Below are 25,476 nucleotides of genomic sequence, written 5' to 3'. Positions count from 1 at the left end.
CAAGTCAGGCTTTCTTTGCGATTTGTTACAGATTTTTCCATGTTGCTCTTTCACTGGATCGCGTCCGCGCGAGCTTAGATGCAGCGAGGCAAAGGCTGAGATTTTTACTGTCCAACACTAACAAAGCGTGATGCAGAACGGTCAAACGCTTGAACATTCATGACATTTCCGTTGCAAAGCGATAAGCTAAGGGGATATTTCAAGCGGAAAAATAAACATGACAAATTCTGTAGTGATCAGTGGTTCGGGATTATGGAATCCTCCACACAGCATCTCAAATGAAGAGTTAGTAGATGCGTACAATGCCTATGCAATGCAATTTAATGAACAACATGCCGGCGAAATTGAAGCTGGCTCGTTGACAGCGAAACCTTTATCAAGTGCTGAATTCATCCAAAAAGCATCGGGTATTCGCAGTCGTTATTGCTATATTAAAGACGGCATTTTAGATATTAATCGTATGCGTCCAATGATTCCTGAGCGTTCAGATGATGTGTTATCCGATCAAGCTGAAATGGCGATTAATGCGGCTAAATTGGCGCTAAAAGCAGCTAACAAAACCGCTGATGATATCGATGTGGTCATCGTGTCTTGTGCCTACACGCAACGCTCTTACCCGGCCTTAGCGATTGAAGTGCAGGGCGCACTGGGTATTAAAGGGTTTGGCTTTGATATGCTCGTTGCATGCTCGGCGGCCACGTTCGCGTTGCACCGAGCCTATGAGATGATAACCGCAGGTACGGCCAAAGGGGTTTTGGTGATCAATCCTGAATTGACGTCTCCTCAGGTAAATTACTGTGACCGTGACAGCCATTTCATTTTTGGCGACGTTGCGACTGCTATGGTGGTCGAAAATGCAGATACTGCTACATCAGACCACATATTTGAAATTGTCAGCACTAAAGCCGTGACACAGTTTTCGAACAATATTCGTTCTAACTTCGGTTATGTAAGCCGAGCGAACGATGTTGATCCTTATGGAGCCGATAAACTTTTCCATCAAGAGGGGCGTAAAGTATTTAAAGAAGTGTGTCCCATGGCTGTTGAGCATATCAGTGAGCATTTGACGCGTCATAAGCTAACCACTGCTGATGTCAAACGCTGGTGGTTGCATCAGGCCAATATCAATATGAATAACCTTATTAGTAAAAAATTACTTGGCCGCGAGCCAACACGAGAAGAAGCGCCAATCGTATTAGATCAATACGCCAATACGGCGTCTGCAGGGTCCATTATTGCTTTTAGTATGCACCATAAAGATTTACAAGCGGGTGATTATGGGTTGCTATGTTCGTTCGGCGCAGGTTATTCGATAGGCAGCTTACTGGTTAGAAAAAAATAACGGCTAAGTTGGTGACAGCGCTTGCTTACTGAAAAAGGGATGGCTTTTTACGTCATTAGCATAAAAACGGAATAACAACGTTGGGGACAACACCATTATGCTAGCAGTTTGGGGATATGCAGCCAGTGCGTTAGGTTACGCACTGTTACTGTTGTTACTGTTAACTTCCCGCAAGTCGGGGTTAGCAAAATACTTACTAATTCTCGCTACAGCTGCTACGTGCCTGTGGTCGTTGTCACCGTTTTTCATGGATGAAATTACGGTCGAACGATTAATTGTGTTCGATAATATAAAACAATTTTTCTGGCTGCTGTTCTTGGCAGCATGCTTAAAAGACAATTTTACCAGTCTGGCTGGGGTGCTAAGACGTCCGGAAACTTGGTTGATTTTAGCCTTACCAACAGTCGCTATTATTGTGCCGCTGTTTTTTAACGTAGCCGACAGTTGGTTGTTCTTATTTCAAACCGTGCTCGCATTGCAAGTACTGATATTGTTGGAAATTATTTATCGGCAAGCAGGGGATAATCGGTGGGCATTCAAGCCACTTATTTTGTACCTCGGGGCAACAAACTTATTTGAGTTTGTGACGTTTGCTAACGCCCTTATGGTTGAGCAAATCGATCTTACTTATATCGCCGCTAGGGGCTTTATTTATACCGCTCTTATTCCATTTTTAGTGCTGGCTATTCGCCGAGTGCAGCATTGGGGCGTTGATATATTCGTTAGTCGTGAAGTGGTGCTGCACAGCTCTTTGCTTGTTGTGGCGGGCTGTTACTTGTTTGTAATGTCGCTTATTGGCTATGTAGTTAAATATATGGGCGGGGAATGGAGTTCCACGATCCAAATCTCGTTATTTTTCTTGTCATTAGCCTTACTGGTCACTGTCTTTTTATCTGCTAGTTTCCGTACTAAAGTGAAAGTGTTTATTACAAAGCACTTTTTTGCCAATCAATTTGATTACCGTCATGAATGGGTCAAATTAACCCAATCGTTGGCACATAATCGCCCCGGACAAACCGTCTATCAAACTGTGCTTAATGCGTTTTTGCAAGCGATGGATTATCAGTCAGGTTTGTTGATTAAGCGTGTTGACAATAAAGTGGAGTATCTGGCGGATCAAGATGCAGAGCCATTATGCGAAGAGCAGTTAATTGTGATGCAGCAATTTTTTGATTATTTTCAGCATAAAAACTGGATTATCGATATTGCTGAATTACGCACTAAGCCTTTTGTGTACGAAGAGTTAAAGGTTAATCACGCAGCATTGAATGAAGTAACCTTTCAGTTGGTGGTCCCCATCTACCGTGAGGAAACATTTTGGGGGCTAGTTTTAATGACTAACACCAAAGAAACGTCGCGCAGTTTAAATTGGGAGTTACGAGATTACTTAACCGCTGTTACGGCTCAGGTAGCAAATTTCTTGTTTCACCATGAAGCAGCGAAAGAGGTAGCTGAAAACGCCCAATTTGCGGCGTTTACCCGTATGTCGGCTTTTGTCCTTCACGATTTGAAAAACGTACTGGCCCAAATAGATTTGATTTTATGCAACGCTGAGCAGCATAAAGATAACCCTGAATTTATTGATGATACCTTTGAAACATTGCATCATACCAAGGCACGCATGGAAAAAATGCTGCGCCAACTATCAGAGAAGAACTCGGATTTGGCCAGTCCTCAGCGGTTGTGCCGTTTATCTCAGTGTATCGACAGTGTTATTCAACAACGCTGCGCCAATCAATTACCCAAAGTGGAGTTGAACGTTATTAGTGAAACAGATGTCGTGTTAGATCAAGACAAATTCGCTAATGTGATGTATCACTTAATAAGCAATGCTCAGCAGGCCACAGCAGATGATGGTTTTGTGCGGGTTGAAATAGAGCATGCCCCGCAAAACACGCAAATGGTTGTGACCATTTCTGATAATGGCTCAGGAATGAGTAAGACGTTTATTCAGCAACGTTTGTTTAAGCCCTTTGATACCACCAAAGGCAATGCAGGTATGGGTATAGGTGCATATGATGCGAAAACATTTTTAGAAAAAATTGGTGGTTTTTTATATGTTCAAAGTGAAGAGAATGTTGGTACAGTCTTTACATTGAACATACCAGCAGACTAATCAAATAAGTTGCAAGGACTATTACATGGATAAGATTTTAGTCGTCGATGACGACCTAGGCATTCAAAAGCAACTAAAGTGGAGTTTTACTGGGTATGATGTGGTATTTGCAGACGATAGAGCATCGGCCATTACGCAATTACGTCGTCACGAACCGAAGGTCATTACGCTCGATTTAGGCTTGCCGCCTGATCCGGCAAATGCCACTGAAGGACTCGCTGCGCTGCAGGAGATACTGGCGTTGTCACCCAATACCAAGGTGATAGTGGTCACTGGCAATAATGATAAGCTCAATGCGTTAAAAGCCATTGAGCTAGGTGCCTACGATTTTTATCAGAAGCCGATAGATTCAGATACTATTCAACTGCTTGTCAGTCGTGCGGCCCAACTTTACGACTTAGAAAAAGAGATCCGTCACTTATCGGCTGTCGCGCCCTCAATGGATAGGATCATTGGTAACAGTGAACAAATTTTAGCGGTTAGTAAAAAAGCAGAGCGTATCGCGCAAACTGATATCAGTACTTTGTTACTAGGCGAAAGTGGAACAGGTAAAGAGGTATTTGCCCGTAGTATTCACGAACATAGTCTACGTAAAAATAAAGCATTTGTAGCTATTAACTGTGCCTCAATTCCGGAAAATTTGCTTGAAAGTGAGTTGTTTGGTTATGAAAAAGGCGCCTTTACCGGAGCGAATAAGACCACCCCAGGTAAGATTGAAAGTGCCCAAGGCGGCACATTGTTTTTAGATGAAATAGGCGATATGCCAGTTGGTTTACAAGCCAAGATGTTGCGCTTTTTACAAGAGCGAGTCATTGAACGCGTGGGCGGTCGCTCAGAAATACCGGTCGATATTCGGGTTATTTGTGCTACTCACCGTGATTTATCTTCAATGGTGTCTGAAGAAACCTTCCGAGAAGATTTATATTATCGTATTGGCGAAATTAATATTCTGATCCCGCCGTTACGTGACCGTGGTAACGATGTGATCTTATTGGGTAAAACCTTTTTAAATCAGTATAACGAAGATTTTAAAACCAAGGTTAAAGGCTTCAGTGACAGTGCTGTGCAGGCGATGCTACAGCATCGCTGGCCGGGTAATATTCGCGAATTGCAAAACAAGCTTAAATCCGCGGTTATTATGACTGAAACTGCCTATATTCAACCTGATGATCTAGGCCTTCAAGTGAATGAGCACCAAAGTGTGATGCCCACATTGAATTTGCGTGAAGTACGCGAAGAAGCCGAAAGTCGAGCCATTCGACATGCTTTTCAAGTGGCTGAACGTAATATGTCGCGTACTGCTGAATTGCTTGGTGTTACGCGTCCTACCTTGTATTCACTTATAGATAAATATCATTTAGAGGATATTAAAACTGGCTCTTAGTTCGTGTATGATTGCTGGTTATCGACTGTAATGAAAACTATCACGACCATTAGTACTATTAACACCAATAGGATGATGACTGAGGCGTTAGATGCAATGGCTTAAGTACGTACTGGCGCTTTTGTCTTTGGTAGGCTTTTGGTTTGCCGGCTTGCTTTTGAGTCAGTTTATTGCGTTGCCGGCATCATTGCTTGGCTTGTTATTATTGTTAATGGGCTTGATGTGGTTAAAACAAATTCCCAGTGCATTATTACGCGTGTCGCAGTTTGCACTTGGGCATATGTTAGTGCTATTTGTGCCTGCAACTATGGGAATTTTATTGTTTGGCGAAAAACTCGCCGGTAACCTGTGGTGGTTAGTATTGATAATTGTTATGAGCACCGTCATCAGTTTGGGGGTTACCGCTTGGATTGCGCAACGTCATTGGCAGAATAATGAGCAAGCAGATATTCAAAGTGAGGATCACGATGACTAAGAATGCCTATGCTTAGTGATAACAGCGAACTACTATCTGTGGTTATTTGGGTATTCATTACGCTCGTGGTCTATCTTGGCTCGCTGCTAATATATCGCTTATTAGGTAGTCGACCTCTTTTCCATCCAATAATTTTTTGCATCGCTATATTAGCCATACTCTTGTCCTATGCTGAGGTTGATGTAAAAGAGTATCAGCTCTACACAGGTTTGTTAAGTTGGTTACTTGGGCCGGCAACAGTGGCATTAGCCATTCCTGTATATGCGCAACTTAGCAGTATCAAGAAAAATGGTTTGGGCATTATGCTACCCATAATAGTTGGCGGCACGTTAGCGCCTCTGCTGGCCTTGTTTGCTTTGTATTTTTTACCAATGGAAGCCAGTATCAAGTTAAGCTTTTTGACTAAATCTATCACCACGCCTCTTGCGATAGAGACCAGTCAACATATTGGCGGCATTCCCGAACTCGCTGTGGTGATTGTGATTTTTACCGGAATTGTCGCAGCGATATTTGCCGCCAGCATTTATCGATTACTAGGGATAAAATCGGCACAAGCACAAGGTATTGCTTTAGGCACCGTTGGTCATGCTATTGGTACTGCCCAAGGGTTTCAAATGAGTCAAACGGTAGGCGCTTTTGCCTCACTAGGACTATGCATAAACGGCGTATTAACCGCGATCATCCTACCTATTATTTTCTTTATAATCAGCTAGTGGTACGAATGCTGCTTAGATAAGTTTATGTATTGAGTAAGCGTATAAATTTAATTCGCTTATTAATCACGTTTAGCTTATTGAAATGGTGAAATTATTTCGTCATTAAAAGACAACATTTCACGGACACTGGTTACCACATATGCGCAAAATATCACATTACACAATTCATTATTGGCTATCGCTTTTCCTCGCGACCATGGTTTTAACTGCATGCGGCGGATCAGGCTCTTCAGATTCAAGTACTGACAACACGCCAAACGTACTTGTTAATGCTGGGCCAGGTTCAACGGTCAACGAGGGAACCACAGTAAACCTGCAGGGTGATGCAGTGGGCACCACTGATGCACTGACTTATTCATGGTCTGCAGCGCCTACTCTTGACATTACGCATGACGATACCACTTCAGGAGTGGCATCTTTTGTGGCGCCAACAACGAGTGACAGCCTGACTTATCTGCTGACATTACAGGCTACCGACGGTAACGGAAACGTAGGCTCAGACACCTTAGATATTACGGTTTTACCGTTAAATACCAAACCCAATGCGTTGATTACTTATCAACCTATAGACGGCTTCAGCAATAATATATTCCCAGCGGGAATGGACGTGACGCTAGATGGCAGTACTAGCACCGACACAGACGCAGCGGACGCGAGTGACCCCATTGCCGCATATCAATGGCAACAACTTGCCGGAGTTGATGTACTTTCTGGTGTTAGCAAAGACGGTAACAGCATCTCTTTAACTACCCCTATTTTAGACGAAGACACGAGCCTAACGTTTGAGCTTACGGTAACCGATTACGAAGGAGGGATGGATAGCCAAGAGCTTACGGTGACCATATTAAGCGCGCGTAACAATGTTCCGACTGTTGATGCAGGTGTCGATCATCAGGTATTTTCAGGGGAGAGTATCTTGTTATCAGGTATCGCAGACACCGCCATACCGTCAGCGAAACCGCTTACTTATTTATGGCTAAAAGATTCTTTGCTTGAACCTCAAATTAATAATGCCAATGTGTTACAGACTTTTGCGGTCGCCCCTATGGTTAGTAGTGCTCAAGTTTTAACGTTTACGTTGCAGGTGACGGATGCAAACAACAACGAAGTAGACGACAGTATTTCGGTCACGGTTAAGCCTTTCCCTCGCAGTTTAATTAACGATACTGGCGTCACTCGTCAAGGCAGCACGAATGCTATAAATTCATCTCATCAGGCTGAATTCCCCGCGCAAGACGGCCAACGAGGCCGCGATATTATTGCCAATAATAATATGCTGACGAAGGCTGGGCGCGGTGAGGGCGGATTCGATTTTACTCGTCTGGATAATATTGGTGACGAAGTGGATGATGTGAGTCAGCCTTGGCGTTGTGTGCGTGACAACGTAACGGGATTGGTGTGGGAAATAAAAACCACCACGGGTGATTTACATGGTCGGCGTCATACCTACAGTTGGTATGACGAAGAAAATAACGGCGGATACAGTGGACCATTAAACCCAGATGTGCCGAGTTGCTCTATCAGTAATTGTAATACCCAGGCGTTTGTTGAGGAAGTGAATGCTCAAGGGCTATGTGGTTTTTATGACTGGAAATTGCCCGACCATAACGAGCTATTGTCGGTGGTACATTTTGGCAAGTCGACAAGCCCATTGCTGGATACTGATTATTTTCCTTATGCAGATGATGGCTCAACCAGCACATTGTGGTACTGGACGTCACAAGCAAGTGTTGATGGTACTAACGAGGAAGCGCAAAACGCATGGGCGATTGATTTTTCATCAGGTAACGATAATTTTTTGAATAAGTCCACAGCGGTTAATGTGCGCTTAGTTAGAGCAGGACGATAATATGAAAAAGCTTTTAATTTTGACCCTTCTTAGTCTTAATGCCAGTGCACAAACGTGCCTTGACAGTGTGAGTGAAACCGCAAACGCCGAGCAATTTGTGGTCGATACTGATGGCACGGCCACGCATACCGAGAGTGGTCTAATGTGGATGCGTTGCAGTTTAGGGCAAACATTCAGCAGTGACAGTTGTATTGGCGAGGCCGATGAACTCAATTGGCAGCAGGCGTTAGATGATGCACACGGTTACACCTTTGCTGGTCTAAGCGGTTGGCGAGTGCCTAATTTGAAAGAATTAGCCACCCTGACTGAGCGAGCGTGTGTGCGTCCAGCGATTAACGAAACTGTTTTCCCCAATACGTTATCCGATGATTACTGGTCATCGACTCCTTCCGTGACTGATGCCAGTCGAGCTTGGGTGGTGGCATTTTTTAATAGTAGTAATGCGCTGAAAGAAAAACGTTTATTCGTTTATACCCGACTGGTAAGAACAGTCGATTAACCTATATTTTAATTGGATTATCGTATCGCGCTTTCAATACCGATAGTTAATGGTCAGAATATCTGGGTCTTTTTAAGTTAGCGGTTCGATATGCGTTTTTTGTGGTTAATTTCTCTGTGCTTCCATATAGCCAATGTAAAGGCTGAATATAAGTGTGACGTCGAGTTAAACTACGGTTTAGTGGTGACGGCAAATAAGATCAGAGTTATTGATAACAGCCGCACAGTTTATCAAATTAACAATGATGATCAGCTCATTGTTCAGGGGCAGTGGGTAGCGCTGTCGCCTAAACAGCAAAGAGAACTCAAAGAACTCGCAGATGGTGTGCACCACGTCGTACCAAAAATGATTTTATTGGCCAGTGAAGGTGTTGAGCTGGCCATTGAAACAGTCGAACATGTATATTTAGGATTAGTGGGGGACGAGCATGATAGCTATGAAAAGCTTCGTTCGTCTCTTGCTAGAGTGCAATCCCGAGTCAAAGAAAAATTCATTCACGCTGGTAGTAATTTTTATATGGGGCCAGGCACACTTGAGAACGTGGACGATTTAGTCGACCGTGAACTCGAAGAGCAAATCGAAGAAGCAATGAATACTTCTCTTGGGGGGATTTTATCGGCGATTGGTGGTTTGGTATCTGAAAGTACCAGTACTGAAGAAAAAATCGCTAAATTAGCTGAAAAAATTGACAGCATCGGCAATTCCGCAGATGAGGCTATTACCTCGAAAAGCCAGACGTTACAGCAAAAAGCACACTGGTTTTGCAACGAATTTAATCGTCTTGACCGAGTGGAAAATCGTTTGCGTCGGGATATTCCCGAGTTAGCGCAATACGACGTGGTGAGCAGTTCTCAATCTCGCGCTCGCTCTCATTAATTTCAATCCTCGGTTATCATTGCGCGATTAATACTGGGGTTAAAGCGTGTCCGCTGCTAGTATAGCCGCCGTTTTGCCCAGAGTTGTATAAGATCACCCACAATGCGTTTATTCCATCAAGATGCGGTTCAATGGCTGCAAAGTCTACCCGATGCCAGTATCGATTTAGTTATCACAGATCCTCCATATGAATCATTAGAGAAACACCGAGCCAAAGGCACAACCACGCGGTTAAAGCATAGCAAGTCGTCTAGCAATGATTGGTTTGAAATTTTCCCAAATGCGCGTTTTAATGAATTGGTTGAGCAGATTTATCGGGTGTTAAAACCCAATAGTCACTTTTACTTATTCTGTGATCAAGAAACCATGTTTGTGGTTAAGCCGCTTGCTGAGGCTGCTGGATTTACTTTCTGGAAACCACTGGTGTGGGATAAATGTGCCATAGGAATGGGCTATCACTACCGAGCGCGTTATGAGTTTATTCTGTTTTTTGAAAAAGGTAAGCGTAAATTACAGGACTTAGGTATGCCAGATGTGTTGCAAGAAAAACGCGTTTGGCGGGGTTATCCGACGGAAAAACCAGTGCCGCTAATTGAAAAACTTATTGTTCAAAGTTCGGGGGAAGGGGACACAGTCATAGACCCATTTTTTGGTTCTGGCGCAACGTTAGTGGCGGCAAAAAATCTTAAACGGCAGTGGCAAGGAGCCGATTTATCACCGTCGGCCCATGCCTTTGCCGCTGAGCGCCTAGGTTGTTAACCGCCATAACGGAATGGCGGTTTAGCACATACATTTATAGGCGCTAAACCAGCATTTCAAGTAAGGTATTCAAATAGCGCCTTCCTAAAGGCGTTACCTGCCAATGAGTTTCGGTTTCTGCTAACAAGCCTTTGCTTATTGCGCTATTCAGATTTTTTAATAACTGAGGCTGCTCGGCCATGACCAAACCGGTAAATTCTGTAAAATCCTGTTTAGGGCAAGGTTCGAGTAGGCGCAGACGATTCATAAAAAACTCAAAGGGCAACTCATCATCCTGAACTTCATGTTGTTGATGCATATAAGAGCGGGTGAGATCCATGTATCCCTTGGGATGCTTGACTTTGACCGTACGTATTATTTGACCGGAGTCTTTTAACGTCACTTTGCCATGCGAACCGCAACCAATGCCTAAGTAGTCTCCAAATCGCCAATAATTCAGGTTATGTTGGCATTGCTGACCCGGTAAACTATAACCTGATATTTCGTACTGCTCATAACCTGCTGCAACGAGTATTTCGTGACCTTGCTCTTGTATGTCCCACAATATATCGTCTTCGGGCAGTGTTGGGGGTTTAGAATGAAATTGTGTATTGGGTTCAATGGTCAATTGATACCAAGATAAATGAGGTGGACTCTGAGCGATACCTTGGCGTAAATCAAACAATGCGTCGTCAATAGTTTGTTCTGGTAAGCCATGCATTAAATCCAAGTTAAAGCTATTTAAACTAGCATTACGCGCATAGCCCGCGGCATTCAGCGCTTGTTGTTCATCGTGAATACGGCCTAATCCTTCGAGTTTATCTTGTTGAAAACTTTGTACCCCTATGGATATTCTGTTCACGCCTGCTTTAGCAAAACCGTTAAAACGTTCGCTTTCTACAGTACCGGGATTGGCTTCAAGTGTTATCTCGGCATCGATGGCTAAATTAACGCGTTGACGAACACCTGCCAACAAACGGCTGATCGCATCGGGGGAAAATAGACTTGGCGTGCCCCCACCTATAAAAATACTGTGCACTAGGCGCGAGCCGATTAGTTTGGCGTCTTCGGTTAAATCATCTAATAAATGACTGACGTATTCAGATTCCGGTAACGCGCTCTGTTTTTGTCCATGTGAATTAAAATCACAATATGGACATTTCTGCACGCACCAAGGAATATGAATGTATAACGCTACTGGTGGCAAACTTAGGGTTTTAACTTGAGCGCTATTTATAGCTACGTGTGGCGAATGTGTATTAATCAAGATCTTTACTTAACCTAGTTAATAGCTGAGCAAGTGCTTGGCCGCGATGACTTAGTGCATTTTTTTGTTCACGACTAAGTTGTGCGGAAGTACATTGCTGCTGGTCCACCCAAAATACTGGGTCGTAGCCAAAGCCGCTATCACCGCTTCTTTGTTGTGTTATTTCACCGTGCCATTCGCCTTGACAGATTATAGGCGTAGGATCGTTTTCGCTGCGCATATAAACCAATACACATAAAAAGCGGGCTTGGCGCAGTGGCGTTTTTACATCTTGTAGCGCGAGCAACAACTTATCTATGTTATCTGCGTCAGTGGCATTTGGACCTGCATAACGAGCAGAGTATACGCCTGGCGCACCGCCTAATGCGTCAACGGCTAAACCTGAATCATCAGCAATAGCGGGTAAGCCTGTTTCTTTAGCCGCATGACGCGCTTTAATTATGGCATTTTCAACAAATGTGGTACCCGTTTCGGCTACTTCAGAAACGTTAAATTCACTTTGTGGAACGATATGAATGTTTAGCGGAGTAAGCAATTGACTTAACTCGGCGACTTTACCTTTGTTACCCGTGGCTAAAACTATTTTGCGCGACAAGAGCGGCCCTTCTATCTAAATATGTTTGGTCGAATTTTACCTGTTTCAACAAAAAATTGATATTGCACTGTTGCGCTTTTAATCTTTTACGAAAGGTCGCTGGTGACAAATACACCTTGCTGTGAAAGGGTAAGTTAATTAGTCTTGATACTAACTACTGAATATTGGAAATTGATCGCACCATCATTCGTTTCAATATTATCTTGTTTAAACTTAACCGCTTAGTAGCGCAAGGATGCTTTATGACATTTTCAGCCAAATTACTCCTCATTAGTAGTGCAAGCTTAATCACTGGTTATGCGACTGCTATAAATAAGCCTCAAACGGAAGCGCAGATCCATCCCATCGCAATCAGCGAACCCAGTACAGTGCTTTTAGAGTCCGCTAAGCTCCCTGAGCCTATTGAACGCGTAGCACCTAAATATCCAGTGAGCATGGCACGAAAGGGCGCTGAGGGTTGGGTGCAACTGAATTTTGTGGTGGGTACTGACGGCAGCGTCAACGATATCGTTGTGGTTGATTCAACTGGTATGCAAGCCTTTGAAAACGCGGCGGTAAAAGCAATGAAAAACTGGCAATACAGCCCAGCATTTATTGATGGCAAGCCAATTGAGCAATGCCACAACAAAGTACAAATGGACTTTCGGTTAGATGGGGGAGAAAGAGGGGTTAGGCGAAATTTTAAACGTAAATATGAGAGTGTGCGTTCCGCGCTAAGCAGCAATGATATTGCTTTAGCGCGTGAGTTGAGTGAAAACATGAAGGACAAAGGCTTGCTCAATAGCATAGAGTTTAGCTTTTATTCTTTGCTACGTGCTGACTTGGCAAAAGCACAAAACGATGAAGTTTCAGAGCTTAAGCACGTTGAACATATCTTAAGTACCGACAGAAAAGGTGAGTACTTAGGCAGCGAAGCGTATAGCTTGTTGTTAAACCGTATGTTTGTGCTGCAAATAAATCAGTCGCAATACCTGGACGCCTTGGATACGTTTCAGCGCGTGGAGACGCAAGAAAATAACGACAAAAACATCGCCATGCTCAAACCTTATGTGACCCAAATACTCAATGTGCTTAAGAGCGACCAAGTAATAGCCATTCCAGGAAAAGTCAAACAAGACGGTGATTGGTGGCACGCTCTAAGCCGGCGCGCCTTTAGTTTACGTGACGTGCACGGCACCCTAAATACAGTGGAACTTCGTTGCCACAATAAAAGCGAGCTATACACCGCCACCACAGACAGCACATGGAATATACCCGCCAGTTGGGGCCGTTGCAGCGTAAGAGTGGTAGGAGATACCGACAGCCAATTCACCTTGCTAGAAATTCCCACTAAGAGTGAGCAAAGTTGATTTTCAGCCACAGCTCTTCTTTTTAACTAAATCAATAATCACCACTGTCCGCCAGTGGTGATAGTCTTCATTTCATATCGCTATGCTCTATTCTTAGGCTGATAATCCAAACGACACCGATCAGGCAATATCTTGGTCAATATTGTGTAGTGAATGTATATTTCAGAAATTTCATTCTCTACATAATTGCCCCACATTTAAGCATTACACTGCCCAACGTTACCTATTACTATTTTCTCAAAATCGATTGGAGGTCAGTTAATGAAAAAGACATGGGCGTTTTGCTTAGGTGTGATCTGTTGTTTTACCCTAAGTGCGTGCGATGACTCAAATTTTGAGCTAGAACAGCAAACCCATATCAATGAGTTTGTTTTGAGTAGCTCAGCGATGGCGGATGGTGACAGCTTACCCACCATCTATACCTGCGATGGCGACAGCCTTAGCCCACCCTTGACGTGGCACGGGGCTCCTGAAGCAACAAAATACTATGCGTTGGTGATGCACCACGATGCACCTGAGGGAGTGCACTGGTATTGGACCCTATACGATATAAATGCTGATACAACCCAAATAAAGGCTGGGGAATCATTGGGCCAAGTTGGCAGTAATAGCGTGAATGACGTCGATGAGTACGCGCCACCATGCTCTAAGGGGCCAGGTAAAAAAAGCTATACGTTTACCGTATACGCACTGTCTGCGCCTGTGGCTTTTAACAAGCAAACCAAAGTAGATAGAGCGACACTACTAGCTGCTATTGAGGGGACTACACTTGACTCCGCAAGCATGACGGTCACTTATCAGCGAAGCGCTAGCGATAATCAAGGTAAGGCCGAAGCCAAAAAAAAGCGCAATAACGTGCCTAATCAGTCACGTTCGACATCTAATATCGATTCGCCTCGTTGTGACGATATTAAGCACTCAGTGAATGATGCAGGGTTTGAGCAAAGTGTGACTGTTACGTGCGACGAAGACTATGCGTATGTGGCATCTACTGCGTATCCTAGCCATGAGGTTATGACGGGGATTACAGGTACTAATGAGCAAATTCCGGTACCTGCTAAGGGGTATGCTGCGCCTATCAAACTCAATCCTGAAAAAGCGCAAAAATTGACGACGATTGATGCTGCTGTCGGTGTAGCGGTAAATGGCGTTCCAATATACGACTACTCTTCGCAAGGCGAGTTAGATGTAACTTCTTACGATCCAAAACATGACACATTAGCCCTTGGGCAATTAGATAATTGCGGCGGGCATGCTGGTCGTGGTGATGATTATCATTAGCACGTGTCGCCTACTTGCATGATCAACACAATGAAAAACCAAGCAAGCGATGCCATCATTGGTTGGGCCTACGATGGCTACCCTTTATATGGGGATAAAAATCCAGATGGCAGTAACATTCCACAGGGGGCATTAGATGTATGTAACGGCCAAACTGACGAGAAGTTTGGTTATCGCTACCAAACTTCTGTGACACCGCCTTATATTATTCAATGTTTGGTGGGGGAAGTTGATACCAGCAAACTCCCCAGAGTCGCTCCCCTTAGTGGCGACACTCAAGGGATAAGAGCGGATCTGCGCCCACCCCCTGAAGGCGTTAAAAACTTAACACACAGCGTAGCTGAAGATGGTGGTCGTACTATGCGTTACTCATACCGAGGTGAAGATTATTTCACTACTTACACACCGTCGGTTGACGGCGATAACTGCTACGACTTTAAACAGAAAACGATTAGTAATGGCGGTAAGGTTCAAACGGGTACATTTTGCAGAGGTTCACAATCAGCCGCGAGCCAACCATCAACAACCCGTGTTAATACTAACCCTGCAATCAATGGCGAACACAATTTAAAGCTAGAGGCATGGGCTGATAATTGGTTTGCAGCATATGTTGGTGAACAGCTACTTATTGAAGATTCAGTGTCGATTACCACGGAACGCTCGTTTAATGCAGAAAGCATCTCTTTTTCAGCTGACTACCCTATACAACTTAATTTGATCATCAAAGATTTTAAGCAAAACGATACAGGCTTAGAGTACATAGGGGCCAAAAACCAACAAATGGGAGACGGTGGTTTTATTATGCAATTAACAGATACCGACACAAATAACGTTGTCGCGGTCAGCAATAAAAGTTGGAAATGCGAAGTTCTGCATAAAGCACCGCTGAATAAGTTATGTGAAGACGAATCTAATCCTGTTGCAGGACAGGGATATTGTACATTTATGTCTAAAGAAGCGCCTGACAATTGGCTGCAAAGTGATTTTGATGACACTAACTGGCCTCATGCTACCGAGCACAACTTTGGCGATGTTGGGCCTAAAGATGGGTACGATGAAATAAATTGGGACAAGAACGCGCAATTTGTCTGGGGCGATGACCTTGAAACGGATAACACCCTAATTTGTAGAGCAACGATAGAACAACCACAGCACAGCGATGTAGGTAGCGATAAATAATGATTGTGAATTTTTTAAAACGAATACATTGGTCAATCTTGATATGTGTGTTGATGAGTATCAGTTCAACAAGCGCACATGTTTTAAATGAGACTAGTGCGCAAGTCATTTTAAGAGATGGCCAGGTTGAAGTGAGGCTCATAACCGATATAGACCACTTAGTCTCGGTTTTACAGAACGAACAAGCTTGGCTAATGGGCGATATCGAGCAGGTCATGCCGACAAACTTAAGCAAGGTCGAGCAAGCGGATTTTGTAAAAAACACTTTAGCAAAAAATATGATTTTGGCTGTCAATCAGCAAGTGATAGCCTTTGAACGAGTCGTTGTTGAAACTAAAACTAGTGGCAGCTCCCATGGTGAAGAAATTGTTTTTCAAGCCAAGCATGATTTTGCAAACGTGGATGATATTACACTTTCATTCCCCAAAAATTTAGGCTCTGTACACGCAAGTTTTGTCAAACCCCGATACCAATATCTTAGGGCCGGGGACACCGGACATGTGGTCTTTCATAACCGGTAGTTAATAGAAATACTCTGCCCCTAAAGTGTATCTACTAATTTATTTTTATTAGTAGATACGCGATTACACGCATTGTAGGTGCCTACTCAATATGCAATATTGCGCAACATACTTTACATCATGAGTTTTAACATTTGGCAGCCAATGAAGTTAATTCATAAGTTCTTTTTAGCCTTTTTTATCACTAATATCATCCTAGTGGGACTCATGTTTATATTTATATACATGACCTTTTCGTCAGGATTCAATAATTATGTTGAGCAGGAAGAGAAAAAGCACGTAGCGAGTGTTAAACAGCAATTAACAGAACTTTATGTTGAATTAGGTAGTTGGCAACCCATTACTCAAAACACACAATTGTGGCGCTCAATTGTTGAACCTGAAAATGCACCTGGGGTACCTAATGCCAATAAACAAACTAGCAATAGCCAGCCCAAACAACCTACCGATAGCGCAAGTCCGTCTCTTTTGTGGATAAACCTTCCCGCAGGGGCACTTAAAACAGGGCAGCGCATAAGCTTATATGATCAGAATAAAACAGTCGTAATGGGTAGAGAATATTTACATGACAACCCATCGGTTGAGCCCATTTTATTACGAGGAAAAATAATAGGTTGGATAGGTTTAGTACCTTCCCTATTGGTTCAAAGCAGTCCGGCAAAAGCGTTTTTAAGCGCCCAATTTCAGAATTACTTTATGATCACGTCATTCATTGTGTTACTGGCATTTGTTATGGCTATTGCTGTGTCTAGGCATCTCATTAAACCCATAAAGAAAATCCTCGCCGGAACAAGTGAGTTAATCAAAGGTAACTTTACCAGCAGAATAACTGTGCTAAGTAAAGACGAACTCGGCACCTTATCCAACCACTACAATGAGTTAGCGCTTACATTGGGAAAAAACCAGCGATCGCGCTTTCAATGGGTTTCAGACACATCCCACGAGCTAAGAACGCCGCTCACTGTATTACGCTCTCATTTATTGGCCGTTCAAGACGGTGTATTTGTGGCTGATGAGAGTCGTATTCGTTTGCTGCTCAAACAAGTAGACAAATTAAATTGCATAGTCGATGACCTCGCCCAACTAGCTCACAGTGATACAGCAAATTTGACATACAAGGACTCCGACGTTGATTTAGTCTCTACCTTTACGCAAACGCTAGAAAACTATGCTGTACGATTTGAGCAGCGTGGCATAACAGTTGATAGTCATGACTTAAATAACGCTGGCAAATTTATCATTAGTGGAGATAAAGAGCGCCTTCAGCAGGTATTTATCAATTTATTAGAAAATACCTGTAGATACACTCATCAAGGCGGACAGCTAAACGTAAAAGTGGGCACCCTAGACCGTAAGGTTGTGCTTACTTTACAAGACTCGACGCCAGGCGTTTCGCCAAGTGACAAGCAAAGGTTATTTGAACGTTTTTATCGAGTTGAAAAATCTCGTAACCGCGATTTTGGTGGTTCTGGTTTGGGGTTAGCGTTGTGTGAACAAATAGTAGAAGCACATGACGGACATATCACATTGCACGACTCACCACTTGGTGGGCTGGAAGTTAAGATAACGTTTCCACTTATAGGTCGATAATAATGGCAGCGCAAAAAATACTTATTGTTGAAGACGAAGAAAATATTGCAGAAGTACTTATTGCTTACAGTAAACAACAAGGTTTCAGCACACATCATTTCAACAGCGGTATAGGCGTGACGAACTATGTGAAGCATAACCCTGTAGATTTAATTTTACTTGATTTGATGATCCCAGAAGTAGATGGCATACAGTTATGTAAGCAAATTAGGGCTTTTTCAAGCATACCTATCATTATGGTCACGGCAAAAAGCTCAGAAATAGACCGTTTATTAGGGTTAGAACTCGGTGCCGATGACTACATATGTAAACCCTTTAGCCCTAAGGAAGTCATGGCTAGAATAAAGGCCGTATTGAGAAGAGCAAACCCAAACCCAAGCCAAGTGATTACCCATTCAGGCTTTGCGTTAAACAAAGAGGGTTATGTAGCATCGCTTCACGGTAAGAATATTGCTCTCACAGCTGTGGAGTTTAACATTTTCTTGTTGTTAATAAGTCATGTTGGGCGGGTGTTTAGCCGCGAGGATATTATCAAGCATGTTTATAACGACACGATTGATATCTCGGATCGTAACATTGATACACATATTAAAAATATTCGAAAAAAAATGACTGAGATTGAAGTTGGGGTAAATCCAATTGTCGCAGTTTACAGTGTGGGTTATAAATTTGAATACCAAAGAGATATCTAAGGTAACGCTTGGTCGATTTCTGTTCTATTTTCAGATGGCTTAATGGCATTACAGCACTTGGCATTCTCGCATCACCTCATTTAATCGCTAGATATTTTTAAGAGCGAATAATCTCAGAGTAAATGAAAAAAAATCCAGAACTACATTAACGAATTAACAAAGAGGTTGATTCAAACGTTAAAAAGGCTAAGAGATAACCATAAAAAAACCTGCAATTTTGCAGGTCTTTATATAATGTTAAAGTGCTCTAAAAAGAACGGTAATTAGCTTTTGTTCTTTTTCTTCTTAGCTTTTTTCTTCAAGGGTACACCCGCCGCTTTTTTGGCGCGGTTACTCATTTTTTTCTTGGCTGGTGGTTTAGCCTCTTTGTTTTTTGGGCGCAGCTCATCAATCACACGGCGTTTAAGGGGCTGCTCCGTGTAACGTTCAATTTTAGGCACGATTGCGATATCGTGTGCTTCCACGATCGAAATAGCGGTGCCTTTGTTGCCTGCGCGACCTGTACGACCAATACGGTGTACATATATATCAGCAGTGCGTGGCATGTCGTAGTTAATAACGTGGCTGATGTTTTCTACATCAATGCCTCTGGCAGCTACATCGGTGGCGATCAGTATTTTGACTTCACCGGAGCGAAATTTAGCCATGGATAAATTACGTTTATCTTGCGGCATCTCACCTTGTAACCAACATACAATAAAACCGTCACGCTCTAATACCTGCTTTAATTCGTTCAGACGGTCGCGAGTTTTAACAAACACGACTGCTGACTCAACCTGATGAGTGAGAATATGTTTGAGTAGAGCATATTTGTGTTTCGCGTCGTCAGCTAGGTGAAGCCACTGATGAATTTTACCTTGTTCTTTTCGGCTAGGAGCCGCTTCAAGTTCAACGGGATCATTCAGAATATCTTTTGCAAAGCGGCTAATGCCAGCACCTTCGAGAGTGGCTGAAAACAGCATGCTTTGTTTGCGCCAGCGAGCTTCAGCAGAAATCTGGTTTACGATTGATGAAAAGCCCATATCAAGCATACGGTCGGCTTCATCTAAAATAAGGCATTCAATATCACGACAATCAAAACTTTCTTGTTCAATGTGTTCGAATAAACGGCCTGGGGTCGCGACTAGAATATCGAGATTTTTTTCTAGTGTGTCTCTGTCTGTGCCGTAGTTAATACCACCTGTAATCACACCGCAGACGATATCCGTGTATTTGCTTAGCTCTAAGGCTTGATTATAAACCTGCTGGGCCAGCTCACGAGTCGGCGTTAAGATTAAAATCCGCGTCGAGCCAATACCGCGACGAGGGTAATCTAATATAAATTGGCAAACAGGCAATAAAAATGCTGCTGTTTTGCCCGTACCCGTAGGGGCTGAGGCAAGAATATCTTTGCCTTCCATCGCTGCTGGAATAACCAACTGCTGAATACTGGTGGGTTCTATGTAGCCTAACTCAGCGACTGCGCGGCAAAGTTCATCATCTAGGTCTAGTTGCTCAAACATGGCGTTTCTATGCTTCTTAAAGTTGTACTTAATATAATGGGCGCAAAAACAAAACTGTTAAGCTCCCGAGATGCCTAAGGCAATTAACGAGTTTAATTCGTTGGGTAACGCTGCTTTAATTCCTGATAAACCTTATCGCTGTAATCAGGTAAAGCAATGTCTAATGTGTTTAACACATCGACTAGGTGTTCGTTGTCTTCACGGCCGTGCCATAGCTTTAAGTAGCTACCATCTTTATAACCGTTGTCTTGACGAAAGAAGTTTAATACATTTTTACCCACATACTGACGATACAGTTCATCGGCGGTCATATCAGCTTGCTCGACAATTTTGATGAATAAAGGGACGTCAAAACGATTAGCGGCGCACAGGCCAGCCATTAACTGTAAATTATCCAGTATATCTAAACGGGTGAAATCATAGGGTTGCCATCAAAAACGACCTGTTAAATCAATAGGTGTCTTTAGAAGCTTTTCCCAATTGCCTATAACCTATATTTCCGCAAGGTGGAATGATAACAGACCAACCTATTCAACTCTACGGTGACTTCACTTACTCAAACAACAAGTAATTTAGGAAAGAGTATAAAACATTCTACTATTTAAACGTCTGCGGACTCAGCATTATATAAATGGTGCTATAAAAGCGTTTGATGATTTTTGAATTCTTCAGTTTTAGAGCAACGCGAATTCAACTCCGGAGTGTACCACTCAATAAATTAAGCTGCGCTGCATAGTCCATTGAAGACAACTATGGGTTGTCTGTACCCAAGACACTTTCTTGGTCTCAGGTTAAGTCCCTGCTGTGCGTCAGCAACCTGTTCACCTGTAAAGGTACTTAAATCTATGCATTTTAATGTATTGCCTTAAAAGGCCGTTAAAATCCTCGTTCAATCCTCGCTCCCACGATGAGCAGGGATTCGCGAAGTAGATATCGGTTTCTAGTTTTTTTGCAACCTGCTCGTGACCGCGGAATTCTCCGCCATTGTCAGCTGTTATCGTGTGCACATGACTACTGTAGCGCCATAGCATCCCAACCATGGCTCGGCCTAAATCAGCTTCGCTTTTAGCGGGTACCTTGCGTAACAAGTACAATTTGCTTGTACGCTCCACCTAACTTACAATGACGCTGGTACCGTGCTTGCCTAACACGGTATCCACCTCCTAATCACCAAAGCGCTCTTTCTCACCTACAATGTCCGGACGACACTCAATACCAACCTGATTTGGAATGCTCACGCGTTTCGCTCGGCCACCTTTAGGGTACTTACGGCGAGCTTGTCACAGCTGTCTGTACAGCTTGTGGCCCACTGATTTGTCTCATTGAACGTAGCCGTAAATCCACTCATGACTGACTGAGTAGCCAACGATTTTATCCACTCCAGCAATCTGCTCGGGACTCCATTTCTGCGAGAGTGCGTACTCAACAAACCTAATGGTGACTGCTGATACTTGATATTTAGCAGCCAGAGACCGCCAACGACTTGTTTTACTTTGTGCCAATTCACGCAAATAATGGCTGTCTCTTAAACGATTGCACCGAACTTCCGGGCTGATCTTGCTGTGACTGACACACAACCGTTTTACTATTTCTCAGATAACTCAAACCCTCGCGCAAGTAGGCGTCTATCTGATATCTTTGTCTTTCGAACAACTGCTTGTAACTCATGGTGATACTCTTTTTGTTTGGCGACTTAAGAATAAGACCAACAAGCAATTGTTCCTCTATCGCCAGTTAACCATGAGCGGTGTACTTATTATCTGAATTCGGGAATACATGCAGACATTTAATTACAATAGAATCCCATTTTCCGGTAAGCTAACTACACGAGAAAGCTAGGCTTGTGCGATGAGTAACGTTCTTGAAAATATGTAAATTTTTATAATTATTTTGAAGTGCTCAGGTTAAACTCGCAAAATAACAAATTTCTGTGTAATTATGAACTTAAAAGGATTGAACTCGGTGGGAATATTATCTATTAAAGGAAAACATACGGACTGTAATGAGATTTTTGAATTAAATAAAACGTCTGATGCAAGTCGGATTTATTCAGATGCTACTATGATTGAGGAGTTTTCTATAGAACTATCGATAGGAGATGTGTGGGCCGAGGATATTTCTAAAGATAAAGCTGTTATGTATGCCATTGAAGATAATGAAATATCAATTCCCCCCCAGACTTCAATTGTAGTTGAAGTTCAAGAAAACATTCAAGTACCATTTAATATGTATGGACTTATATTACAGACAGGTTCTGTATTTTTGGAGCAAGGTATTTTAATTGGAGCTGGAAAAATAGAGCCTTCGTTTGATGGCAAGTTGCGCCTATTAATATTTAATACATCCAGAACAAAAAGGACGTTGAAAAAGAAGCAGAAAATTGCATCTGCTATATTCTTAAGAACTGATAAAACTATAAAGACTTCAATTTATAAAAATAATAGAGAGTTTCTTCATAAAAAAAAGAAAGGGAGATTCACTCAGGTGCGAAGTTTCTTTGCGTCGGATATGAAATTTACACTAACCCTTATTGCTATGATAATTACATCATCGCTTACTACCGTGCTTTTTACATTTGCCATCACTTAACGTAATGCTGAAATAAAATGTAGTAAATTTAAGTGCAGCGCTCCCCTTAGAACCAGAGTTTCTCAGACTGAGAATATTTGTCTATATTCCTTCAGTGCGAGTGAATCTAAAATAGAAATTAATAGGACGAAAATGGTTGTTGTAGGTGAAAATCTGAAGGGCTTGATTCAAGCAAGCCAAATTTGCAGTGACGATTTATTTGATGAGTTCTCTATCAAGGTGAATTTGAATCGTATCGTGTTTCGCTTGAACCCTGATAAAAATGAGCCGATTAAATACGGAGCTCAATCTGTAGACGAATATTATAAAGAGGAAGAATTAACTGGAGGTGATCTTACATTAGCTTCTGGGGAATGTGTTTTAGCATGCAGTGCCCAAGACATAAATATGCCACTGGGATATATTGGTTTTGTTCAGACAAAGGGAACTCTAGCTAGATTATTTGTTGCAGCGCAATGCGCTGATGCGCAGATAGAGCCGGGGTTTTCTGGGAGAGTAACTTTAGAATTAATGAATCAGTCTCCTTTTGATGTAGTCATACCAGTAGGGGCAAGTATCGCTCAAATCTATATAATGAGATGTAGCACTGATAATAGTAAACCTTATAACGGGAAATATCAGAAGAGCGGGCTCCCAACTTTGCCACTTCCTTTTAATTAACTGATGTATTTATTTTCGACTAATGAGTAGCTTTTAGCCTTATAAAAAACTATTTAAATTGCTCAAATTAACTTTTCGATAAAACTGAAGTTTCTAGTTAGAATTTTACTTTTAACTAGAAACTTTATTGTTGGTCGATATCAACGTGTAGGTAGTTATGTGAAATTCTACAAGAAGTTATTGTTTTTTACTTTTGTTAGAATCTCACAAATAATTCTTGCCCAAGCCTCAATATTATATTTACCAGAAAGTAACTCAGTAGGAGAAACAAAACCCACAGTCTTCAATTGCTCTTCCGATGAATTTACACCTTCGCCGTCAAGTTCATGAACATAAACTACAGCGATATGATGTCTATCAACTTCGGTATCATCTGCACAAATCTTTTTTTCGAGTTCCATCGTTTTTATAATATTCGATGTCAGATTTACTTCTTCCTTAAGTTCCCTTTGCATTGTTTGCTTTAGAGACTCATGTAAATTAATGATACTACCTTTTATGACAAGGTCATCTAGATCCCAATGTCCCCCTACAGCTACAGCTATTTTGTTATGTAATCGGTTCTCACCGCCTTTATTAGTACGTTCATATGCCCAAACTTTCCCTTTGTGAGTGAATACAGAAATAGGTAAAAGTTGGCGGAAGGTATCATCTTTCTCAAGAGATGCTCGCTGTCCAAGCATCAGATCAGCGCTATTTAGTTCGTACTCAACAAATCCATGTTCGCGGTTTTTTACAGTCTCAGATTTAATGCACACAATGTGTTCTTGGTGTTTTTTCATAAAGTATCTCGATGTTGGATATGTATTTGCGTAGCTGGACTATGGTCTGGTTGCTACAAAAGCGGACGAGTATTATGCCACGTTTGCGGCAATAGCATGAATGCGTTTTTGACTGAGTTGCTGTTTTATTTCCACGCCTTTGTAACCTGCTTGCACTATTTCTTGTACGTTGACCTCTTTGGCGAGCAAATAGGCTTGCCAAATATAATCTGCGTTGGGGTAGGGGCGCTCTTCAAAGCCGGTTCGCCCTTTCGCATCCGCAGTGCAGGCCAACAATAAATCAGCAAAGCGCTCAGGTTTTCGCCACACGTCACATTTGTCTAAAAAATCATTAATCGTGGCGGCTTTGAGCTTAAACGCGTGATGCACATGACTATGAAATTCACTCATTAATAACGCTAAATCACGACAGTCATTGGGTACTTTTAGCCGCTCACAAAGGGTGTTAATGGGCGCGAGGCCACGTTTTTCATGCCCGCGGTGTGATGGCCATTCTTCTGGTGGAGTTAAACCCTTGCCCAAGTCGTGTACTAAGGCGGCAAAACGCACACTAAGTTTCTTCGATACGCGTACAGATTGCTCAAGTACCATCATGGTATGAATACCGGTATCTATTTCTGGATGCCATTTGGCCGGGTTTGGTATGCCCCATAAACAATCTAATTCAGCAAACCATACCTTTAACGCAGTGCACTCGCGCAATGTCTCAAAATACACTTGCGGGGTATCTTCAAGCAGGCTTTTAGCCGTTTCGACCCACACACGTTCGGCGCTTAAATTCGCAAGTTCACCCGATTGGCTAATCTCGCGCATGAGTACTTTGGTTTCATCGGCAATGGTAAATCCGTAACTTGCATAGCGTGCAGCGAAGCGAGCGACGCGTAAAACGCGCAGGGGATCTTCAACAAAAGCGTTCGATACATGGCGTAAAATACGCTTATTAAGATCGCCTTGACCATCAAATGGGTCGATGATATTTCCAGCGTCATCCATAGCCATGGCATTCACCGTAAGATCCCGGCGCATTAAGTCTTGCTCAAGGGTGACATTGGGCGATGTATCGCATTCAAAACCCGCATAACCTTGACCTACTTTGCGTTCAGTGCGAGCCAAGGCATATTCTTGTTGGGTGGTTGGGTGCAGAAATACCGGGAAATCTTTACCTACCTGCTGGTAACCCTTAGCAAGCATGTCCGCTACGCTCGCACCCACAACAACCCAGTCTTTATCTTTTATCTGGCGATTAAGGAGTTTATCGCGCACCGCCCCACCGACTAAATATACCTGCATACATACCTTAAATAATAAAATCACCTTATTATGCCTGATTTCCACAGATAGCAAAAATCTTCGCTGATTGACAACGTGCGTTATCCTTCGAATCAACGTCCTGAAAAATTATCAACTTGTCGTTCGAAGAGGTCTAGACATAGGCTGTTTCACTAAACTCGGGTATATCTTTGACAAGTTTAGA

Annotated in this window: 22 protein-coding genes and 2 pseudogenes; 17 read left to right on the top strand and 7 right to left on the bottom strand. The window is 42.7% G+C overall.

Going from position 1 to position 25,476, the window contains the following annotated elements; genetic code table 11:
* Nucleotides 1–217: 217 nt before the first annotated feature.
* From GQR89_RS15985 to GQR89_RS15945, 9 genes are all read left to right on the top strand, one after another.
* Nucleotides 218–1,342 (top strand): beta-ketoacyl-ACP synthase III, encoded by a 1,125-nt coding sequence (locus tag GQR89_RS15985; protein ID WP_158770961.1) that lies wholly within the window; start codon nucleotides 218–220, stop codon nucleotides 1,340–1,342.
* A 97-nt stretch (nucleotides 1,343–1,439) separates the two neighbouring features.
* Nucleotides 1,440–3,458: an XrtA/PEP-CTERM system histidine kinase PrsK gene (gene prsK, locus GQR89_RS15980; protein WP_158770960.1), complete on the top strand. Its 2,019-nt coding sequence runs from the start codon at nucleotides 1,440–1,442 to the stop codon at nucleotides 3,456–3,458.
* Between the two features lie 25 nt (nucleotides 3,459–3,483).
* A complete protein-coding gene (prsR, locus tag GQR89_RS15975; protein WP_158770959.1) occupies nucleotides 3,484–4,842 on the top strand; it encodes a PEP-CTERM-box response regulator transcription factor in 1,359 nt (452 codons plus the stop codon).
* 91 nt (nucleotides 4,843–4,933) lie between these two features.
* A complete protein-coding gene (locus GQR89_RS15970; RefSeq protein ID WP_158770958.1) occupies nucleotides 4,934–5,317 on the top strand; it encodes a CidA/LrgA family protein in 384 nt (127 codons plus the stop codon).
* An 8-nt stretch (nucleotides 5,318–5,325) separates the two neighbouring features.
* Nucleotides 5,326–6,030: an LrgB family protein gene (locus GQR89_RS15965; RefSeq protein ID WP_158770957.1), complete on the top strand. Its 705-nt coding sequence runs from the start codon at nucleotides 5,326–5,328 to the stop codon at nucleotides 6,028–6,030.
* 142 nt (nucleotides 6,031–6,172) lie between these two features.
* A complete protein-coding gene (locus GQR89_RS15960) occupies nucleotides 6,173–7,882 on the top strand; it encodes a DUF1566 domain-containing protein (RefSeq protein ID WP_158770956.1) in 1,710 nt (569 codons plus the stop codon).
* 1 nt (nucleotide 7,883) lies between these two features.
* Nucleotides 7,884–8,381 carry a DUF1566 domain-containing protein gene (locus GQR89_RS15955; protein WP_158770955.1) on the top strand — a complete coding sequence of 166 codons (498 nt, stop codon included), beginning with the start codon at nucleotides 7,884–7,886 and terminating at the stop codon, nucleotides 8,379–8,381.
* 90 nt (nucleotides 8,382–8,471) lie between these two features.
* On the top strand, nucleotides 8,472–9,257 hold the full coding sequence (locus tag GQR89_RS15950) for a YggN family protein (RefSeq protein WP_158770954.1): 786 nt from the start codon (nucleotides 8,472–8,474) through the stop codon (nucleotides 9,255–9,257).
* A 102-nt stretch (nucleotides 9,258–9,359) separates the two neighbouring features.
* Complete coding sequence (locus GQR89_RS15945; RefSeq protein ID WP_158770953.1) at nucleotides 9,360–10,016, top strand: site-specific DNA-methyltransferase; 657 nt, start codon at nucleotides 9,360–9,362, stop codon at nucleotides 10,014–10,016.
* A 43-nt stretch (nucleotides 10,017–10,059) separates the two neighbouring features.
* Here GQR89_RS15945 and hemW read toward each other — a convergent pair whose 3' ends face one another.
* A complete protein-coding gene (gene hemW, locus GQR89_RS15940) occupies nucleotides 10,060–11,259 on the bottom strand; it encodes a radical SAM family heme chaperone HemW (protein WP_370461081.1) in 1,200 nt (399 codons plus the stop codon).
* Nucleotides 11,255–11,857, bottom strand: coding sequence for an XTP/dITP diphosphatase (locus GQR89_RS15935; RefSeq protein ID WP_158770951.1), 603 nt, complete (start codon nucleotides 11,855–11,857; stop codon nucleotides 11,255–11,257). The genes hemW and GQR89_RS15935 overlap by 5 nt, the downstream gene beginning before the upstream one ends.
* A 242-nt stretch (nucleotides 11,858–12,099) precedes the next feature.
* Here GQR89_RS15935 and GQR89_RS15930 point away from each other — a divergent pair, with 242 nt between their 5' ends.
* From GQR89_RS15930 to GQR89_RS15910, 6 genes are all read left to right on the top strand, one after another.
* The gene (locus GQR89_RS15930; protein WP_158770950.1) at nucleotides 12,100–13,206 is read left to right on the top strand and encodes an energy transducer TonB; all 1,107 of its coding nucleotides are present in this window, start codon (nucleotides 12,100–12,102) and stop codon (nucleotides 13,204–13,206) included.
* A 261-nt stretch (nucleotides 13,207–13,467) separates the two neighbouring features.
* The gene (locus tag GQR89_RS21585) at nucleotides 13,468–14,487 is read left to right on the top strand and encodes a hypothetical protein (protein ID WP_233268993.1); all 1,020 of its coding nucleotides are present in this window, start codon (nucleotides 13,468–13,470) and stop codon (nucleotides 14,485–14,487) included.
* Nucleotides 14,488–14,517: 30 nt separating this feature from the next.
* Complete coding sequence (locus GQR89_RS21580) at nucleotides 14,518–15,666, top strand: hypothetical protein (RefSeq protein WP_233268992.1); 1,149 nt, start codon at nucleotides 14,518–14,520, stop codon at nucleotides 15,664–15,666.
* Nucleotides 15,667–15,719: 53 nt separating this feature from the next.
* Nucleotides 15,720–16,187, top strand: coding sequence for a hypothetical protein (locus tag GQR89_RS15920; protein ID WP_233268991.1), 468 nt, complete (start codon nucleotides 15,720–15,722; stop codon nucleotides 16,185–16,187).
* Between the two features lie 207 nt (nucleotides 16,188–16,394).
* Nucleotides 16,395–17,777, top strand: coding sequence for an ATP-binding protein (locus GQR89_RS15915; RefSeq protein ID WP_233268990.1), 1,383 nt, complete (start codon nucleotides 16,395–16,397; stop codon nucleotides 17,775–17,777).
* Between the two features lie 2 nt (nucleotides 17,778–17,779).
* Nucleotides 17,780–18,469 carry a response regulator gene (locus GQR89_RS15910; RefSeq protein WP_158770948.1) on the top strand — a complete coding sequence of 230 codons (690 nt, stop codon included), beginning with the start codon at nucleotides 17,780–17,782 and terminating at the stop codon, nucleotides 18,467–18,469.
* 263 nt (nucleotides 18,470–18,732) lie between these two features.
* On the opposite strand, the gene srmB is transcribed toward GQR89_RS15910, so the two are convergent.
* The 3 genes and pseudogenes from srmB to GQR89_RS15895 form a co-directional block, all read right to left on the bottom strand.
* On the bottom strand, nucleotides 18,733–19,971 hold the full coding sequence (gene srmB / locus GQR89_RS15905; RefSeq protein WP_158770947.1) for an ATP-dependent RNA helicase SrmB: 1,239 nt from the start codon (nucleotides 19,969–19,971) through the stop codon (nucleotides 18,733–18,735).
* Between the two features lie 92 nt (nucleotides 19,972–20,063).
* Nucleotides 20,064–20,393, bottom strand: a pseudogene (locus tag GQR89_RS21575) (dUTP diphosphatase); the annotation flags it as partial.
* Between the two features lie 296 nt (nucleotides 20,394–20,689).
* Nucleotides 20,690–21,639, bottom strand: a pseudogene (locus GQR89_RS15895) (IS30 family transposase).
* A gap of 294 nt (nucleotides 21,640–21,933) precedes the next feature.
* Here GQR89_RS15895 and GQR89_RS15890 point away from each other — a divergent pair.
* Nucleotides 21,934–22,560, top strand: coding sequence for a hypothetical protein (locus tag GQR89_RS15890; RefSeq protein ID WP_158770946.1), 627 nt, complete (start codon nucleotides 21,934–21,936; stop codon nucleotides 22,558–22,560).
* Between the two features lie 132 nt (nucleotides 22,561–22,692).
* A complete protein-coding gene (locus GQR89_RS15885) occupies nucleotides 22,693–23,220 on the top strand; it encodes a deoxycytidine deaminase (protein ID WP_158770945.1) in 528 nt (175 codons plus the stop codon).
* A 167-nt stretch (nucleotides 23,221–23,387) separates the two neighbouring features.
* Here GQR89_RS15885 and GQR89_RS15880 read toward each other — a convergent pair whose 3' ends face one another.
* A complete protein-coding gene (locus GQR89_RS15880; protein WP_158770944.1) occupies nucleotides 23,388–24,002 on the bottom strand; it encodes an NUDIX domain-containing protein in 615 nt (204 codons plus the stop codon).
* Between the two features lie 72 nt (nucleotides 24,003–24,074).
* The gene (locus GQR89_RS15875; RefSeq protein WP_158770943.1) at nucleotides 24,075–25,292 is read right to left on the bottom strand and encodes a multifunctional CCA addition/repair protein; all 1,218 of its coding nucleotides are present in this window, start codon (nucleotides 25,290–25,292) and stop codon (nucleotides 24,075–24,077) included.
* Nucleotides 25,293–25,476 lie beyond the last annotated feature (184 nt).

The sequence above is a fragment of the Paraglaciecola sp. L1A13 genome (genome assembly GCF_009796745.1).
Classification (GTDB): Bacteria; Pseudomonadota; Gammaproteobacteria; order Enterobacterales; family Alteromonadaceae; genus Paraglaciecola.
Note: the sequence above shows the minus strand (reverse complement) of the source record. Positions and strands in the feature narration are given on the sequence as shown.

What these genes read in the sequence shown, in the direction of transcription:
- GQR89_RS15985 (WP_158770961.1), top strand. Translation starts at nt 218, where the DNA reads ATGACAAATTCTGTAGTGATCAGTGGTTCGGGATTATGGAATCCTCCA.
- prsK (WP_158770960.1), top strand. Translation starts at nt 1,440, where the DNA reads ATGCTAGCAGTTTGGGGATATGCAGCCAGTGCGTTAGGTTACGCACTG.
- prsR (WP_158770959.1), top strand. Translation starts at nt 3,484, where the DNA reads ATGGATAAGATTTTAGTCGTCGATGACGACCTAGGCATTCAAAAGCAA.
- GQR89_RS15970 (WP_158770958.1), top strand. Translation starts at nt 4,934, where the DNA reads ATGCAATGGCTTAAGTACGTACTGGCGCTTTTGTCTTTGGTAGGCTTT.
- GQR89_RS15965 (WP_158770957.1), top strand. Translation starts at nt 5,326, where the DNA reads ATGCTTAGTGATAACAGCGAACTACTATCTGTGGTTATTTGGGTATTC.
- GQR89_RS15960 (WP_158770956.1), top strand. Translation starts at nt 6,173, where the DNA reads ATGCGCAAAATATCACATTACACAATTCATTATTGGCTATCGCTTTTC.
- GQR89_RS15955 (WP_158770955.1), top strand. Translation starts at nt 7,884, where the DNA reads ATGAAAAAGCTTTTAATTTTGACCCTTCTTAGTCTTAATGCCAGTGCA.
- GQR89_RS15950 (WP_158770954.1), top strand. Translation starts at nt 8,472, where the DNA reads ATGCGTTTTTTGTGGTTAATTTCTCTGTGCTTCCATATAGCCAATGTA.
- GQR89_RS15945 (WP_158770953.1), top strand. Translation starts at nt 9,360, where the DNA reads ATGCGTTTATTCCATCAAGATGCGGTTCAATGGCTGCAAAGTCTACCC.
- GQR89_RS15930 (WP_158770950.1), top strand. Translation starts at nt 12,100, where the DNA reads ATGACATTTTCAGCCAAATTACTCCTCATTAGTAGTGCAAGCTTAATC.
- GQR89_RS21585 (WP_233268993.1), top strand. Translation starts at nt 13,468, where the DNA reads ATGAAAAAGACATGGGCGTTTTGCTTAGGTGTGATCTGTTGTTTTACC.
- GQR89_RS21580 (WP_233268992.1), top strand. Translation starts at nt 14,518, where the DNA reads ATGAAAAACCAAGCAAGCGATGCCATCATTGGTTGGGCCTACGATGGC.
- GQR89_RS15920 (WP_233268991.1), top strand. Translation starts at nt 15,720, where the DNA reads ATGAGTATCAGTTCAACAAGCGCACATGTTTTAAATGAGACTAGTGCG.
- GQR89_RS15915 (WP_233268990.1), top strand. Translation starts at nt 16,395, where the DNA reads ATGTTTATATTTATATACATGACCTTTTCGTCAGGATTCAATAATTAT.
- GQR89_RS15910 (WP_158770948.1), top strand. Translation starts at nt 17,780, where the DNA reads ATGGCAGCGCAAAAAATACTTATTGTTGAAGACGAAGAAAATATTGCA.
- srmB (WP_158770947.1), bottom strand. Translation starts at nt 19,971, where the DNA reads ATGTTTGAGCAACTAGACCTAGATGATGAACTTTGCCGCGCAGTCGCT.
- GQR89_RS15885 (WP_158770945.1), top strand. Translation starts at nt 22,693, where the DNA reads ATGGTTGTTGTAGGTGAAAATCTGAAGGGCTTGATTCAAGCAAGCCAA.
- GQR89_RS15880 (WP_158770944.1), bottom strand. Translation starts at nt 24,002, where the DNA reads ATGAAAAAACACCAAGAACACATTGTGTGCATTAAATCTGAGACTGTA.
- GQR89_RS15875 (WP_158770943.1), bottom strand. Translation starts at nt 25,292, where the DNA reads ATGCAGGTATATTTAGTCGGTGGGGCGGTGCGCGATAAACTCCTTAAT.